General features: G+C 58.4%; 15 protein-coding genes and 1 tRNA gene. 2 read left to right on the top strand and 14 right to left on the bottom strand.

Going from position 1 to position 15,968, the window contains the following annotated elements; translation table 11 throughout:
• Positions 1–4: 4 nt before the first annotated feature.
• The 4 genes from lipB to ALFI_RS07405 form a co-directional block, all read right to left on the bottom strand.
• Positions 5–763 (bottom strand): lipoyl(octanoyl) transferase LipB, encoded by a 759-nt coding sequence (gene lipB / locus ALFI_RS07390; protein ID WP_009596134.1) that lies wholly within the window; start codon positions 761–763, stop codon positions 5–7.
• The gene (lipA, locus tag ALFI_RS07395) at positions 760–1,647 is read right to left on the bottom strand and encodes a lipoyl synthase (RefSeq protein ID WP_009596228.1); all 888 of its coding nucleotides are present in this window, start codon (positions 1,645–1,647) and stop codon (positions 760–762) included. The genes lipB and lipA overlap by 4 nt, the downstream gene beginning before the upstream one ends.
• Before the next feature lie 487 nt (positions 1,648–2,134).
• Positions 2,135–3,052 carry a helix-turn-helix domain-containing protein gene (locus ALFI_RS07400; protein ID WP_014775361.1) on the bottom strand — a complete coding sequence of 306 codons (918 nt, stop codon included), beginning with the start codon at positions 3,050–3,052 and terminating at the stop codon, positions 2,135–2,137.
• A gap of 158 nt (positions 3,053–3,210) precedes the next feature.
• Entirely contained in the window at positions 3,211–4,191 is a 981-nt protein-coding gene (locus tag ALFI_RS07405) for a hypothetical protein (RefSeq protein WP_014775362.1), read from the bottom strand.
• Positions 4,192–4,667: 476 nt separating this feature from the next.
• On the opposite strand from ALFI_RS07405, the gene ALFI_RS07410 reads away from it, so the two are divergent.
• Entirely contained in the window at positions 4,668–5,267 is a 600-nt protein-coding gene (locus tag ALFI_RS07410; protein ID WP_014775363.1) for a ribonuclease HII, read from the top strand.
• Between the two features lie 111 nt (positions 5,268–5,378).
• Here the strand turns inward: ALFI_RS07410 and ALFI_RS07415 are convergent, their stop codons facing one another.
• The 7 genes from ALFI_RS07415 to dprA all read right to left on the bottom strand — a co-directional run bounded on the left by ALFI_RS07415 (position 5,379) and on the right by dprA (position 10,981).
• The gene (locus ALFI_RS07415; RefSeq protein WP_014775364.1) at positions 5,379–5,849 is read right to left on the bottom strand and encodes an ExbD/TolR family protein; all 471 of its coding nucleotides are present in this window, start codon (positions 5,847–5,849) and stop codon (positions 5,379–5,381) included.
• A gap of 3 nt (positions 5,850–5,852) precedes the next feature.
• Positions 5,853–6,458, bottom strand: a complete 606-nt coding sequence (locus tag ALFI_RS07420) for an ExbD/TolR family protein (protein ID WP_014775365.1) — start codon at positions 6,456–6,458, stop codon at positions 5,853–5,855.
• A gap of 14 nt (positions 6,459–6,472) precedes the next feature.
• A complete protein-coding gene (locus tag ALFI_RS07425; protein WP_009596184.1) occupies positions 6,473–6,892 on the bottom strand; it encodes a hypothetical protein in 420 nt (139 codons plus the stop codon).
• Between the two features lie 31 nt (positions 6,893–6,923).
• The gene (locus ALFI_RS07430) at positions 6,924–7,682 is read right to left on the bottom strand and encodes a MotA/TolQ/ExbB proton channel family protein (RefSeq protein WP_009596195.1); all 759 of its coding nucleotides are present in this window, start codon (positions 7,680–7,682) and stop codon (positions 6,924–6,926) included.
• A 362-nt stretch (positions 7,683–8,044) separates the two neighbouring features.
• Complete coding sequence (locus ALFI_RS07435) at positions 8,045–9,073, bottom strand: asparaginase (RefSeq protein ID WP_009596157.1); 1,029 nt, start codon at positions 9,071–9,073, stop codon at positions 8,045–8,047.
• 19 nt (positions 9,074–9,092) lie between these two features.
• Complete coding sequence (locus ALFI_RS07440) at positions 9,093–9,881, bottom strand: TatD family hydrolase (protein ID WP_009596154.1); 789 nt, start codon at positions 9,879–9,881, stop codon at positions 9,093–9,095.
• Positions 9,878–10,981: a DNA-processing protein DprA gene (gene dprA, locus ALFI_RS07445; RefSeq protein WP_009596127.1), complete on the bottom strand. Its 1,104-nt coding sequence runs from the start codon at positions 10,979–10,981 to the stop codon at positions 9,878–9,880. Before dprA ends, ALFI_RS07440 begins: the two co-directional genes overlap by 4 nt.
• Before the next feature lie 223 nt (positions 10,982–11,204).
• Here dprA and ALFI_RS07450 point away from each other — a divergent pair.
• A tRNA-Cys gene (locus tag ALFI_RS07450) sits at positions 11,205–11,275 on the top strand.
• A 354-nt stretch (positions 11,276–11,629) separates the two neighbouring features.
• Here the strand turns inward: ALFI_RS07450 and ALFI_RS07455 are convergent.
• The 3 genes from ALFI_RS07455 to ALFI_RS07465 all read right to left on the bottom strand — a co-directional run bounded on the left by ALFI_RS07455 (position 11,630) and on the right by ALFI_RS07465 (position 15,964).
• The gene (locus ALFI_RS07455; protein WP_014775368.1) at positions 11,630–13,747 is read right to left on the bottom strand and encodes a Tex family protein; all 2,118 of its coding nucleotides are present in this window, start codon (positions 13,745–13,747) and stop codon (positions 11,630–11,632) included.
• Between the two features lie 104 nt (positions 13,748–13,851).
• Complete coding sequence (locus tag ALFI_RS07460; RefSeq protein ID WP_014775369.1) at positions 13,852–15,000, bottom strand: aldo/keto reductase; 1,149 nt, start codon at positions 14,998–15,000, stop codon at positions 13,852–13,854.
• Between the two features lies 1 nt (position 15,001).
• Positions 15,002–15,964: a DUF362 domain-containing protein gene (locus ALFI_RS07465; RefSeq protein WP_014775370.1), complete on the bottom strand. Its 963-nt coding sequence runs from the start codon at positions 15,962–15,964 to the stop codon at positions 15,002–15,004.
• Positions 15,965–15,968 lie beyond the last annotated feature (4 nt).

Here is a 15,968-nt window from a genome sequence, read left to right on the forward strand (position 1 = left end):
TTTACTATTTATATATTCTAACATTTAATATCTCACTTAAAAATTTCACGACGAGTCTTTTGACATCGTCCATCGGGACTTTGGCGCCCGTTTCCCTTTCGATCGAGGTCGCGCCCCGGTCGGTGAATCCGCAGGGGTTGATGCGCGAAAACCACTCCAGATCGGTCGTTACGTTCAGCGCGAACCCGTGCATGGTAATATAACGCGACGAACGGACTCCTATTGCGCATATCTTGCGCGGAGCGCCCGCCGGCGTGCATTTTCCGCCGCCGTCCGCGGTCCGGTGATCGCCTTCTTGCGCGATTCCCGCTCCCACCCAGACGCCCGAAGCGCCTGCGATGCGTTCCGCCCGGATGCCGTATTCGGCCACGGTGCGAATGACGGACTCTTCCAGCGCGTCGATGTATGCCCTCAGCCCGATGCCTAACCTTTCGAGGTCCAGAATCGGATAGCAGACCAGCTGTCCGGGTCCGTGGAAGGTGATGTCGCCCCCTCGGTCTATGTGAAAGAACTGCGCGCCCATCGCTTCGAGCGCTTCGCGGCCCACGAGCAGGTTCTCGGCGTGGCCGCTTTTGCCGAGCGTGTACACCGGCGGATGCTCCACCAGCAGGATCGTGCCCGCCTCTTCCGAGGACGGCGTTGCGCTCTCCGGCGCTGCCGTCCGGTTCGTTTTTCCGGCTGTCAGGGCGTCGAACAGGGTCTGCTGCAAATCCCAGCAGGCTTTGTAGTCCATCTGTCCGAGGTCCCGGCAGTAAACGTTCATCGCTGCAAACTTTTAACGCTTTTCAGGGCCTCTTCCGCCAAATACGACGAGCGGACCAGCGGCGCGCTCGCGCAGTAGGCGAAGCCCATTTCCAGCGCTTTGAGTCTGTACCATTCGAATTTTTCAGGAGTGATATACGCCGCCACGGGGTAATGCTCCAAAGTTGGACGAAGGTACTGACCGAGCGTTACGATCCCGACGCCCGCTTCGCGCAGGTCGTGCAGGGTTTGTAATACTTCGTCATCGCTCTCGCCAAGTCCGACCATCAGTCCGCTTTTCGTTGCGACGCCCTGCCGGCTCATGTGGCGCAGGGTCTCCAGACTCGTGCGATATTTCGCTCTGGAACGGACCACGGGGGTCAGCCGCTCGACGGTTTCGATGTTGTGCCCGATTATATCGGGCTTCGACGCGATGACCGTGTCCAAGAGGTCGGGCCGTGCGTCGAGATCGGGAATAAGGAGCTCAATTGCGGCGTCGGGATTCTGTTTGCGGATGGCGCGGACGGTTTCGGCCCAATGTGCGGCGCCGCCGTCCGGCAGGTCGTCACGCGTTACAGAAGTTACGACGACATACCTCAGTTTCATCAGCGAGACGCTTTCGGCTACCCGCCGGGGTTCCTCGGCGTCCGGGGCAAGGGGATGTCCTGTTCTGGTGGCACAGAAGCGGCAGCCCCGTGTGCAGATATCGCCCAGAATCATGAAGGTCGCGGTTCTGCGGCTCCAGCATTCGGCCTTGTTGGGACACATGCCGCTGCTGCAAATCGTGTGCAGCGCATGTTTTCGGACTATCTGCTGAACCTCGGCGTATTCCGGGGTTCGGTGGAGCCGGATCTTCAGCCATCCGGGTTTTTTCAGTACGTCTACCTTGTCATAAAACTTCGGCATTTAAGATCATTATTTTCCAATTGATGCAAAAATACGAAAAAATAATTGATATTCCCTAAGAATGGTTCATTTTCTTTGACAGCCCTGCGCCGGACGCTTCTGCGCCGGCATCCGTCCGTTTTCGGGCTTTTCGGGGCGGATCTTCGAAGGGGGAACCGCTTTCCGCCCTCCCGTCGTCGCCGCGGGGAGAAAGCATATTAAAAAATAAAAAAACGCACCTGCCGAAACTGCAATAATTCATTATCGGAGCCTTCTCTCCGCCGCTTCCGGACACGAGAAAGGGGTTCGGTACCTGGCAGTAGCGAACCCCTCTGGTTAGGTTAGTTAGGTTAATGAGAGTGGGAGAATCCCACGTTTTGTTATACAAAGATAAACTGAAATTCACAATTCACCAAATCTTTTATAACATTTTTTCAAACTAACCTGAAGAAATCTGTTAAATTATAATTAAAAAATTTAAAATAATAGCCGATTTATAAGTTTTTGATTAAAGCGCTTCGCGTATTTCCGCGTTCTGCACCGTTTCGGGCTGCTTCTCCGGGGTGAGCGAAGTGATGTGGCGGTTGCGGTAAGCGGCCGGCGTCATCTGGTATTCCTTTTTGAAAAGTTTAATAAAATGCGACGTATTGGGGAACGTGCAGGCGTTGCCGATCTCCGAAATGGATTTCGAGGTCGAGATCAGCAGCAGACGCGAGTGCATCAGCCGCTGGCGGATGTACCACTTGTGGGGCGGCATCTGGAAATGACGGCGGAACTCCTTCTTGAACGAAGTGAGCGAACGGTTCGTCAGTTTCGAAAGCTCCTCGATGGAGATGTCTTTGAAGATATGGTCGTAGACGATCTGTTCGAAATTCTCTTTCGCGGCGTCCACGTTGCTCAGCAGCTTGCTTTTGATGCAGCAGTCCTCGTGCGAGGCGATCAGATAGATCAATTCGGTCATCTTGATGTTCTCGGCCGTCTCGTCGCGGTGGAAATCTTCGTCGCGCAGGTCGTTGTTGGTATTGACGAAAAAGTTGCGGATCGAATTCCATGCGGGCATGGCGACGTGCGTGCGGTTGCGGCAGTTTTCACACGAATGTTCGTTCGAAATGTTCAGGCCGTAGGTGATGTTCAGATGCATCAGGATACGCTGGAGGTCCGCCGGCGTATAATAAAAGAGCACTTGTTCGAAGGGCTGGCCGTTTTCCGGGAAGTTCTCGATATAGTGATGCCCGATGCCGAGGTAGAATACGTCTCCGCGTGTGAGCGTCTGGCGCTTATCGCCTTCGTAGATGTACTTCGTACCACGAAGAATGTAACCGATTGCATAGCGCGAAAGCGCCTGAGACTGGATTCCGTTGTGAAGTGCTTCGACATACTTCACGATCATCGGCTGCTGAGCCGACGAATTCAATGAATTCTTCATACTAAATCGTATTTTAAGTTTCTATGAACAATAAGTTGCGTCACTTTTGTTCAACTCCAAATATACAATTTAATATTTGTTTTATAAAAGAATTAATACGCTAAAAAGGCGCATTAAGGCAAATAGGACTGTTTGTATTACCTTTGTGACTAAATAGATTATTGTAATGTTGCAATGTAGACCGACGCGGCCAGCAGAATCAGGTAAACGGGCAGTGCGATTCTGCGGTCTATCCGCACGAAAAACACCGGGAAAAGCAGGGCGGCGGGAACCGCCGTCAGGGTGAATGCTTCGGGGGTGACCGACGGGGTGCAGAGCAGGGCGAGAGTCATCGCCAGTATACCTGTATTGAAAATAAGGATGAAGCGGGGTTTGGTTCCGGCGGCATAAATGTCCGAGAGAAAGAAAAGGAGCGCCGTCAGGGCAAGCGCCGCGATGACGCACAACATGACGAGCGACGGGAGCGGAAGGCCCTTAAAGATCCACAGCGGAACGCCCGATACGAGCGCATCGGCCAGCGTCATGACCGGAGCCGTAAATTCGTCACCCATGCCCCAGCTGACATAGCAGGCGGTCAGGAGGGGCAGTATCAGCCCTGCGGCGGCGACTACCGCTTCGCGGAAGGTACGCTTGAAAAGCAGTATCGCCAGCGGAAGGATCAGCACCAGCGGCGTCGCGGGAGCATAGACCAGCGGCAGCAATCCCAGATACAGGGACGCGCGGAAAATGGCGTCGAATCCGTAGCCGTTGCAGTACGAACGGCAGTAGTTCTTGGCGGCGAGCGCCAGCAGCATCGAAGCGGCGAATGCCGTCAGGTAGTTCCCGCCGGAGAAGATTCCGCAGGCGACGACGGCGTAGAGCGGAATCGGCAGGCATGTGCTGACGCCATAGAGGTTGTAGCGGATGGCGATCCGCCCCGTGCACATTCCCGTGAAGAGGATCATGAATCCGGCGGCCAGACGTGCCCACACCGGATATGCTGCCTGAAACCGGGTCAGCGCTCCGCCCAGCAGGGGCATTGTCTCCGGCGCATCGGCGGACACGCCGTCTCCCGCCCCGCCCCACATGGCCGTGACTGCGAGTGCGAAGAGAGTGACGAAGGCCGGAACCAGCGGTTGTCGGGCGATATCTATCTTCATGCGGCGATTTCTGCTTTCGGCAAAAATACGGAAAAAAGCTGTACGGGACTAAATAATTGCTAACTTTGTTGTAGCCGGAATCCTGCGGAGGGTGTTTCTTTTCCAGTCTTGCGTATGGTTGCGGCCCGTTCGCAGGAGCAACACGGCATGTTTCGGCTGTCCGGCTGTTCGGTTGTTCGGTTGCTCGGCTGCTCGGCTGTTCAGTTGCTCGGCCGCTGGGCGGAATTGGTGGGGCGGCCGCTGGGCGGATCGACGTCTCCGGAGATGCCGGTTGCATTCCGGCGGTTCTGTCCGGAATTGGGTTCCGACTCGCTTTTCGGACCAGCTTTCCGGGCCTGTTTCGGGATTTGCTTTTCCGGTCGCAGGATTCGTCTGTGCAATTTTTGCCGCAGCAGCTTCCGGCGGCGGGCGTGTAATAGTTTGTTGCCGGTTTTCCTTGATTTGTGTCGGGTGCCGATGATTTAATGTTTTTGGCTATGCTTGAAAATTGCTTTCAATACGATCTTCCCGAAGCGGGATGCGACGAGGCCGGGCGGGGGTGTCTCGCCGGGCCGGTCTTTGCAGCGGCCGTGATGCTGCCGCCCGATTTCCACGACCCCTTGCTCAACGATTCGAAGCAGATGACCGAGCGCAACCGCGAGAAGCTTCGGACGATTATCGAACGCGAAGCCGTGGCATGGGCCGTCGAAGCGGTCTCCGCCGAGCGGATCGACGAGATCAACATTCTGAATGCGTCGTTCGAGGGAATGTCGCTGGCCGCGGCGCGGCTCGATCCCGCTCCCGGCTTTCTGGCCATCGACGGCAACCGCTTCCGGACCCGGCTCGAACTGCCTTACCGCTGCATCGTCAAAGGCGACGGCAAGTATGCCGACATCGCCGCCGCTTCGGTGTTGGCCAAAACGCACCGCGACGAGTACATGCTGCGTCTGGCCGAGGAGTTTCCCCAGTACGGCTGGCGGAAGAACAAAGGTTATCCGACGCGCGAACACCGCCTTGCAATCCGCGAGTACGGTCTCACTCCACACCACCGGCTGACCTTCAACCACGAAATCGGCCAGCTGGAATTGGCGTTCTGATCCGGCGGCGTATCATTCGTATTCGAAACGCCGAAATCCCTCTTCATACGGCAAAACAAAAAGAGCTGAAGTCTTGACTTCAGCTCTTTTTCAAACAATTTTCCTCGGATTTTAGTATCCCAGCGACTTGGAAGCGGCGTAGGAGACTTTCAGTGCGTTGGCACGGCGAAGCTCCTGCTTCACGTCGGTTACGATACCCATTTTCGTGGTCTGGTCTGCCTTGAGACAGATCGTCATCGAAGCACGGTCGGCCTCGCTGAGGTTATCGCGCTCTGCGGCGACGAAATCCAGAATATCCTTGGTCGTTTTGTACGAGTCGTTCAGCTGGATACGGGGTGCAGTGCCGAATTTGGCCTGCATCGCCAGCGAAGGCTGTCCGATGTGGATGTAGCTGACGAGCGATTTCTTCTCCAGCTTCTGCACCTCGGTAGCCTCAGGGAGTTTGTATCTCACGAGCAGTTCCTGATCGCGCATGGTCGTCGATACCATAAAGAAGAAGAGGATCATGAAGATCACGTCAGGAAGCGATGCGGTCGAGATAGGGGGCAAACCTTTGTTGCCCTTCTTTTTCATTACTGCCATAGCTTACTTCTTTATATTACGCGGTTCTGCCTCCGAGATCTTCAGCGGAACGGCTTTTGATACTGCGTTGCGGTTCTCTTCGGGAAGGTCGGCGAATTTCGAGCCGAATTTCCGCATGGCGACCTCGTCGCGTACTTCGTTGAATGCGCGGGTGAGTTCGTTCTGCACCATGATGTACGACTGATAGCCGGTATCACGGGTGGTCTGAAGCGAAACGACGCCCTGACTTTCGGGATATACCCACTTGCTGCCGTCAGCCAATTCGATTTCCTTATCGGCTTTTTCAGGAAGGTTTTCATCATCCATCGGATTGAGGATGAATTCCTTCGTTCTGTCCTTGAGCTGGTGCAGGTCGATGATCTCCTGCTTGCCCGCGGGGCCTGCCATGATGTTGCCGCTGCCCGAAATAAGCACGAGGAAGAGGTTGCGTTCCTTGACCTTGATGTCCTCCTGCTGTTTCTCATCGGGGGGCATAGGCGGGAGCATACGCACCAGACCTGTATCGACATTCATCGTAGTGGCCACAAGGAAGAAAATCAGCAGCAGGAAGGCGATGTCGGCCATCGAGCCGGCATTGATTTCCTGTATTTTCCTTTTATCTGTTGCCATTGTTGTTCACTCCATTATTTGAAAGCGCCCCAGATTTCGGTTACTACGGCCGTCAGGAAAGCGGCGACGAAAGCAACGTACGTCACGAGAATGCTCGTTTCGGTAATTACGGTTTCACCGTGGCCGAAGAAACCATTGGTCTGGAGATCGACGATGTTCACCGTGTGGCCGGCAGCGTAGAAGTACGACACGCCGACGACGATGATTATCAGCGCCAGAGAGAGGATGGTTCCCTTGATGCCTGCCGGGTTCTGAATCATTCCGAAGATGGCGCAGAACAGGGCTGCGGCGACAGCGAACACGAAGAGGAAGTATCCCCATACGAGGTTCAGGCTGATCGCAGCATCCGAGCCGCCCGTAGCGATCGCGTATACCAGAAGTACCACGGTGATCGCCATCAGAATGCCCAGCAATATGTTCAATATCTTTTTCATAATTGCTTTTTAACTCTTTAAATCGTTGGGATTATTTCTTGCTGTATGCCGTCAGGATATCCATCAGCGTGATGGACGAATCCTCCATATCGTTCACGAGCGAATCGATCTTCGAAACGATATAGTTGTAGAACAGCTGAAGAATAACCGCAGCGATAAGACCCATGAGGGTGGTCAGAAGGGCGACCTTGATACCGCCTGCAACGAGGGTCGGGCTGATATCGCCGGCAGCCTGAATGGCGTCGAACGCCGCGATCATGCCGACAACGGTACCCATGAAGCCCAACATCGGCGACAGAGCGATGAACAGACCGATCCACGAAAGACCCGACTCCATCTGGCCGGTCTGAACCGAACCGTAGGAAACGACAGCCTTCTCGACCGAATCCAGACCCTGATCGTAGCGGTCGAGACCCTGATAGTAGATCGAAGCGATAGGACCGCGGGTGTTGCGGCAAACTTCTTTGGCAGCTTCGATGCCGCCGTTCTTCAGTGCGTCCTCAACGGCAGCGATGAGCTTCTTCGAGTTGATCGTTGCCAGCGACAGGTAGAGGATACGCTCGATAGCGACAGCCAGACCGATCACCAAGCAGAGAAGAACCGGGAGCATCCATTCCCAACCGCCTTCGAGGAATTTCTGCATCATGATGTGGTGCATGCTGTCGCCTGCGAGTGCGGTTTCGGCAGCGACTGCAGTCTCTTCGGCAGCGGCAGCGGCTTCCTGCGCGAAAGCGTTAACAGTACCCAGTGCGAACAGGGCCACTGACAGAATCAAAAAAAGTTTTTTCATAGTTGTGTTGGATAAAATTAAATTTGATTAGTTGTTTATTTGTTTGTGTCTTTTTTGGTTTATTCCATATCTCGGTTTCCCGACTTCTTCAATTTCTTATTTTTCCCTAAAAAAATCCTAAAAAAATCTTTTTTTTCACGCTTCCGGAATTTATCCGGCGTTTTTTGGTCGCTGTCCGCATATTTTCCGTACCGGTTTCACGCAGGCAGCCGAATCCCGAATCTTTCATTCTGAACTCATGCAATTTCCTGCCGATCAACTTGTTGCGATGTTCGCATCTTTCCGTCCGCCGTCACCGGGGGCCTTCTAAGGATACATTAGCAGTGCGAAATATAGAAAAAAAAATCGTTCCGTGCAATGGCTTAGGCCGTAAATTCTCCGCGCAGGGGGCGGCGCAGCAGCGCGCGCGTCCGGTCGTCCGGCAGGTCGAGTCCCAGCACGTACATCAGTTTGGTCACGGCGGCTTCGGTGGTCATGTCGTGGCCGCACAGGACGCCGATTTCCTGCAGGCGAAGCCCCGTTTCGTAAAGTTCCATCGAGACTTTGCCGCCGCCGCACTGCGTGATGTTGAGAATGATGATCCCGCGGCCGATCGCCTCCTTCAGTACGCGGATGAACCACTCGTTGGTCGGGGCGTTGCCCGCGCCGAAGGTTTCGAGCACCACGGCTCTCAGTCCGGGCGCCGAGAGCATGGCCCGGAGGATGTTTTCGCCCAGTCCCGGAAAGAGTTTGACCACCTCGATTCCGTCGGCCAGCCGCGTGGCGATGCGCAGCTGGGGCGAAACCTCCGTCGGATGCAGGATGGCCGGGAGGTTGTAGGCGATGTTGACCCCGACCTCCGCCAGCGGCGGATAATTGTAGGAGCGGAAGGCGCTCAGCGCTTCGGCGCTGCGCTTGGTGGTGCGGTTGGCGCGGAACAGCCGGTTCTGGAAATAGAGCGACACTTCGGGCACTTCGGGGCGTCCGCCGATGTGCGCGCCCGCGATTTCGATGGCCGTGATGAGGTTCTCGCGGCCGTCGGTCCGCAGTACGCCGATCGGAATCTGGCTTCCGGTGAAGACGACCGGCTTTGCGAGGTTTTCGAGCATGAAACTCATGGCCGACGCGGTATACGACATGGTGTCGGTGCCGTGCAGCACGACGAATCCGTCGTAGCGCGCGTAGTTGTCGCGGATCAGTTCGGCAAGTGCGGCCCAGTTGGCGGGCGTGACGTTCGACGAGTCGATCACGGGGTCCATCGTCAGTACGTCGATGTCCACGTTGAGCCGCTTGAGCGACGGGAATTCGTCGTATATGGCGCTGAAGTCGAACGGCACCAAGGCTCCGGTTTCGGCGTCGTTCTTCATGCCGATCGTGCCGCCCGTGTAGATAATCAGGATAGAGGATTTCATCGTGTATGCTTGTGTTTTTTTATTTTCCGAAAATGCGTTCGGCGTTGGCCGTCGTCGCTTCGGCCGTCTCGCCGGGCGTCAGTCCTTTCAGCTCCGCGACTTTTTCGCAGACGTACCGCACATAGGCCGATTCGTTGCGTTCGCCGCGGTGGGGTGCGGGCGTCAGGTAGGGACAGTCGGTTTCGAGGACGATGTCGCGCAGCTCCATCTCCCGCACCGCGTCGGCCAGCTTGCTCTTTTTGAACGTCACCACCCCGCCGATGCCGAAGACGAAGTCGCCGTACTCCTTCAGTTCCCGGTAGGTGTCGGCCGTGTCCGAAAAGGCGTGGAAAACGCCCCGGACGCCTCTGCCCTTGTATTCGCGCATCAGCTCCACGGTTTCGGGCCATGCGTCGCGCGTGTGGACCGCGATCGGAAGACCGTACTCCAGCGACAGGTCGATCTGGCGGCGGAAGGCTTCGAGCTGTTCGGCCCTGAAATCACGGCTCCAGTAGAGGTCCAGCCCGATTTCGCCCACGGCGCAGAAGCGGATCCCTGCGGGCGGCGTTTCGAGATAACGCTCTACGAGCGCCAGCTCCTCGCGCCAGCGTGGATTGTCGTTCACCGACGTCGGGTGCAGGCCCATCATCGGGGCGCACCGCTCCGGATGGCTGCGGCACAACCCGAACAGCCGTTCATGGCTTTCGGAGTCGATCGCCGGGAGCAGCGCTCTCTCCACTCCGGCGTCGGCCGCACGTGCGAGGGCCTCCTCGCGGTCCGCGTCGAATTCGGGGGCGTACAGATGCGAATGTGTATCGGTAAGTCTCATATCAGTTTCATGTATCTGTTGCCGGGCAGCTGGCGTACGGCGCCTGCCAGTTCCAGCCCCACGAGCAGCGTCGCCAGCTCGCCGGGATCGAGTCCGCTCAGTTCTGAAAGCGTTTCGTGCGACAGCGGATCGTCCGTGCGGAAACAACCCAGCAGTCCCGTTTCGTCGGGCGTGAGCTGCGGTGTGGCGGGTTTCGGCCGGAGCGTCGCCGGTTCCGCGCCGAGATCCCACATCAATTCGCGGACAATGTCGTCGGCCGTCAGCACCAGCTGCGCTTTACGGTTGCGGATCAGGTGGTTGGTCCCTGCCGACATGCGGTCCGTGGCGCGGCCCGGCACGGCCATCACCGAACGGTCGTAATCGTCGGCGCAGTGCGCCGTGACGAGCGATCCGCCGCTGTCAGGCGATTCGACGACGATACATCCGGCGCTAAGCCCGGCGATGATGCGGTTGCGGGCGATATAAGCCGTGCCGTTCTGCCGGGTCTGCGAATGAAGTTCCGTGACCAGTGCGCCGCCGTGATCGAGGATGTCGCGGGCTACGGCCGTATGCTGCGCCGGCGTCACTTCCGGCAGCGGGTTGGCCAGCACGGCGACGGTCGGCACTCCCGCCGCCAATGCCGCGCGGTGCGCCGCGACGTCGATCCCGAAAGCCAGTCCGCTGACGATGCAGAGTCCCGGCACCTGCGCCGCGAGTCCCTCCACGAGCCGGTTGCACATGGTCTGTCCGTAGGGCGTCGCATTGCGCGTGCCGACCATCGACAGACAGCGTGCCGAAAGGGCTGCCGTATCACCTTTTATGTATAGGACATGGGGATAGTCGGGGATTTCCCGCAGGAGCGGCGGGTATTCCGGATCGGTCGAGGCGATGGCCGCGATTCCGTTGCGGCGGCAATGCTCCAGCTCCTTTTCCGCGGCGGCGAATCCTCTGCGGCGGACGATTTCGCGGGCGATCTCTTCGCGCAGGCCCGCTTCGCCCGCCAGTTCGTCCGGAGCCGCGGCGAAAATGTCCCGTGCGCTGCCGAACACTCCGAGCAGATGCACGGCGCCCTTCACCCCGATACCCGGAGTCATCTGAAGGGCGATATCCTCGATTGTCATAGCCGCAAAAGTCGTTTAACGTGTCGTAAAAGTAAATATTTTTGGGAAATAACGCAAAGTTGAGCCGAAGTTTTGCAGATTTTAGAAATGTTTGTATATTTGCACTCCGATACGCCTGAGCGTAACCCGGAAAACACCTGAGACGGTGGAGCCGGGGGCTGAATGAAATCAGCGGCCGCGGCCCGAACAGCGGTTTGCGCAGGACGGATCGGAAACGAAAAATGGTCTGATGGCCGAGTGGCTAGGCAAAGGTCTGCAAAACCTTGTACAGCGGTTCGAATCCGCTTCAGACCTCACCAAAACACCGTTGTAGATTACTACAACGGTGTTTTATTTTTAGCTTGTCATACATCTTCTGACATTCGCATTATCCGAGTCTTAATTGAAGCCGTCGCGGAGATGCATTCATGTATAAATAACTATCGCAATCTGATTCATTCAATTCTAATTTTGGGCTAGTTCTGATTTTGTATAATTTAATTCATTTATATGCATTTTAACCATTTGGCGCAATAAAGTTGGTTTATCGGCGGAATTCATCCGGGCGTTGGGAAATCATGCACGCGCATTGGTCTTTCGTGTCGCCTGAGTAGTGAACGGGATGCTATGTGAAAATCGGCGTTCGGAATTACCCGGACGCCGATTTTGTCAGCCGTTCTTGCGCATCGACAGTGCAATGCGGTTGCGGACCGTGTCGATGCCCGTCACGCGGACTTCGACGTGCTGTCCCAAATGGACGACATCGGCCGGCGATGCGACGTAGCGGTCGGCCAGCTGCGAGATATGCACCAGCCCGTCCTGCTTGATGCCGATATCGACGAACGCGCCGAAGGCCGTGATGTTGGTGACGATGCCGGGCAGCGTCATGCCTTCGCGCAGGTCGGCGACCGAGTGCACGTCGGGGTCGAACGAGAATGCCTGCAACTGTTCGCGCGGGTCGAGACCCCGCTTGTCGAGCGCTTCGAGAATGTCCGTCACGGTCGGCAGCCCCACCTCGGCGTCCACGTATCTTTCGGGTTTTATGCCTTTGCGCAGCTCCTTGTCCGCCAGCAGTTGCTCGACCGTCACGCCCGCGTCGGCGGCCATCCGCTCCACGATATGATACGACTCCGGGTGCACGGCGCTGTTGTCGAGCGGATTCCTGCCGCCTACCACGCGCAGGAATCCCGCCGCCTGCTCGTAGGCTTTGGCGCCCAGACGCGGCACTTTCAGCAGGCTTTTCCGGTCTTTGAAATCGCCGTTCGCGGCGCGGTATGCGACGATGTTTTCGGCCAGCGCAAGCCCCAGACCGGATATGTAGGTCAGAATATGCTTCGATGCGGTGTTGATGTTCACGCCGACCTTGTTCACGCAGCTCTCGACCACCGTGACCAGTCTGGCCCTGAGCTTGGACTGATCGACGCTGTGCTGGTATTGTCCCACGCCGATCGACTTTGGGTCGATCTTCACCAGCTCCGACAGCGGGTCCATCAGCCTGCGGCCGATGCTGACTGCGCCGCGAACGGTCACGTCGTGATCGGGGAACTCTTCGCGGGCCGCGGCCGACGCCGAGTAGACCGATGCGCCGTCCTCGCTCACCATGAACACCCCGACGCCCTCCAGCCCCAGTCCGCGGACCAGCTGTTCGGTCTCGCGCCCTGCCGTGCCGTCGCCTATGGCGAAGGCTTCGGCCTTGTACCGGGCCGCCAGCGACCGCAGCGTTTCGGCGGCTTCGGCGTAACGGTTCTGCGGCGGATGGGGATAGACGGTGGTGTTGTGCAGCAGGTTGCCCTGCGAATCGAGCGCCACGACTTTGCAGCCCGTGCGGAATCCGGGGTCGACGGCGATGATGCGCTTCTGTCCGAGCGGCGCCGAGAGCAGCAGCTGCCGCAGGTTTTCGGCGAATACCCGGATCGCTTCGTCGTCGGCCTTCTCCTTGGCCGCCGCCAGCAGTTCGGTCTCGATCGAGGGCCGTATCAGACGTTTGAACGAGTCCGCGACGGCAGCTTCCATCCATTCGCGCGTCGCCGAGCCGTGGCGTACGAACTGGCGGCAAAGCCCTTCCGTAATGCGGTCGGCGTCCATCTCCACCGAGATCTTCAGGACTCCTTCGTCCATGCCGCGGCGCATGGCCAGAAAGCGGTGCGATGAAACGGTGCGCAGCGGCGACGTCGCATCGAAGTAGTCCGAATATTTGACCCCTTCCTGCTCCTTGCCTTTCACGAGCCGGGAGTGAACTGCGCCTTCGCGGGCCGCCGTGCGGCGTACGCTGTTGCGGGCGCGCTCGTCCTCCGACACCCGCTCGGCGATGATGTCGCACGCCCCGGCTATCGCCTCCTCCGGAGTCGGTACGTCGGCCGTGACGAAACGCTGCGCCTGCCGTGCGATGTCGTGCGAATTTTGCGCCATGATGCTGTTTGCCAGCGGCTCCAGCCCGCGTTCGCGCGCTACGGTCGCCCGTGTCCGCCGCTTGGGCTTGTAAGGCAGGTAAATATCCTCCAGCTCTACGGCTTCCCAGCACGCTTCGATGCGTTTGCGAAGTTCGTCGGTCAGTTTGCCCTGCTCCCCGATCGTCGAGAGGACGGTCTGTTTGCGTGCTTCGAGTTCGGTGAGTTTGTCCAGCTGCTCCTTGACGGCCCCGACCTGCAGTTCGTCGAGCGAACCGGTCGCCTCCTTGCGGTAGCGGCTGATAAAGGGTATCGTCGCGCCGTCGCGCAGCAGGCGTACCGTGCCCTGCACCTGCCGGAGGGCGATTCCGAGTCTTTGTGCTATGATTTGTTCGGTCATTGTCGGTGTGTGTCGATCGGCAAAGATAGGAAATTGTCGCGATTTCGGAAGCCGGAACCGCCGCCGGATTCGCTTTTTCGCCCGCTCCTCCCCCGGAATGCGGATCAGTACCCGAACTTCGCGGCCGCCAGCTGCATGCGGCCGACGATATCGACTCCGAAGGGACAGTTGCTCTGGCAGCGGCCGCAGGCGATGCACTCCGAAGCGTGGTGCGCCAGCAGGTTGTAATGTTCGCGCACGGTTTCGGGCACTTCGTCCTGCGCCAGCGTCAGATTGTAGTATTTGTTCACGCTTGCGATGTCGATCCCCGCCGTGCAGGGGGCGCAGTGGCCGCAGTACATGCAGTGTCCTTCCCACGAGAACCGGCCGAGTCCTGTCAGCGCCTGCGTGTAGTCGCGCTGGGCGGCTGTCGCCGTACACCATGCGAGCGCCGCCTCGATTTCGGTCCGGCTGCGGCATCCGGCCATCACGGCCGCCACGCCGGGGCGCGTCAGGGCGTATTCGATGCACTGCACCGGTGTCATCGGCTTCCCGAACGGCGAGTTGGTCCCGCTCAGCAGGTCCCCGCCGCCGTACGCCTTCATCACGTCGATCGCCACGCCTTCGCGTTCGCAGAATTCGTAGAGCCGCTGGCGTTCGGGGTCGATGTTGTGCAGCTCCTGCGCATAGCTTTCGTCGGCCCAGAGCGTGTCCACGTCGTCGCTCGGCGGCAGCAGGTCGTAACAGGGGTTGAGCGAGAACATCAGCACGTCGATCAGTCCGGTTCCCGCGGCCTGCCGCGCTACGGCGGGGTTGTGGCTGCTGATGCCGATATGGCGCAGGCGCCCCTCCGACCGGAGCCGCAGTGCCAGTTGCAGGATCGGCCCGTCCAATACCTTCCGCAGGTCGTCCTCGGCATCGACGTAGTGGATCATGCCTATATCGACGTAATCCGTCCCCAGCCGCGCGAGCAGGTCGTCGAATGCGGCCTGCGCCTTCTCCGGATCGCGCGTGCGGAGATACTGCCCCTCTTCCCACACCGAGCAGAGGTGCCCCTGTATGACGAACCCTTCGCGCCGCCCGGCCAGTGCCGCGCCGATGCTGCTGCGCAGTTCGGGGTTCGAAGCGTAGAGGTCGAGGAAGTTGATCCCGTTTTCGATTGCGAAGTCGAAGTCTGCCCGCACCTCTTCCTCCGGCCGGTTCATAAATCCCTCGCAGCCCAGCGCCACGGCGCTGACGCGCAGTCCCGTGCGGCCCAGTGTCCTGTACTCCATGCTATTTCAGTTCCACGAGTCGGTACTGCTGCGAACCCAGCCCTATGGCTTCGGCGTGTTCGAGCGTGTGAATGCCGTGGCGCGACTCCATGCGCTCGATCAGGTGCGATTTCCCCGGATCGGGCGATGCGTATACCATGTCGACGCACGCCTTGTCCAGCGCTACGGGATCGAGCGAGGCGAGGATGCCGATGTCGCCCATCTTCGGCTCTTCGGGATGCGCGTCGCAGTCGCAGTCCACCGAGAGGTTGTTCATCACGCTGATGTAGAGAATCCTGTCGCCGCAGTGGTCGGCGACCGACTTGGCCGACTCGGCCATCGACTCCAGAAAGTCGTCCTGCGCCGGGAGGTCGCTCCACATTTCGGCGGCGTTTTTGGTCTTGCCCGCCGAGTGTATCCACGCTTTCCCGGCCGACGATGCGATGCCGATCGAGATGTTCTTGACCGCACCGCCGAAGCCGCCCATCGCATGCCCCTTGAAGTGCGACAGCACCACCGTGAAGTCGTAGCGGGGGTAGTGCGAGCCGACGAAGTTCTCTTTCAGGTGTCTTCCGCCTTTCACCGGCAGGCTCACCTCTCCGTCGGCGTCCATGATGTCCACCGGGGCGATGGCCGTGAAACCGTGGTCGGCGGCGGCCTTCAGGTGCGCTTCCGTGTGTGCGCGTCCGCCGCCGTAGGCGGTGTTGCACTCGACGATCGTGCCGCCGACTTTGGTCACGATCTCCTTTATCAGCTCCGGTTTGAGGTAATTGTGCCCGTCCGGTTCGCCCGTCGAGAGCTTGACGGCGACCTTTCCCGTCGCGGGACGTTCCTGCGCTTCGTAGATGCGCACCATGTTTCGGGGTGTGATCTCGCGGATGAAGTATACTTCGGGGGCTTCGGTCTTTTCGCCGCCCTGAGCCGATCCGCAAGCCGTCAAAGGCAGGACCGACAGCAGTATGATCACATACATTCTATTGATCATGTCG

Source organism: Alistipes finegoldii DSM 17242, assembly GCF_000265365.1.
Classification (GTDB): domain Bacteria; phylum Bacteroidota; class Bacteroidia; order Bacteroidales; family Rikenellaceae; genus Alistipes; species Alistipes finegoldii.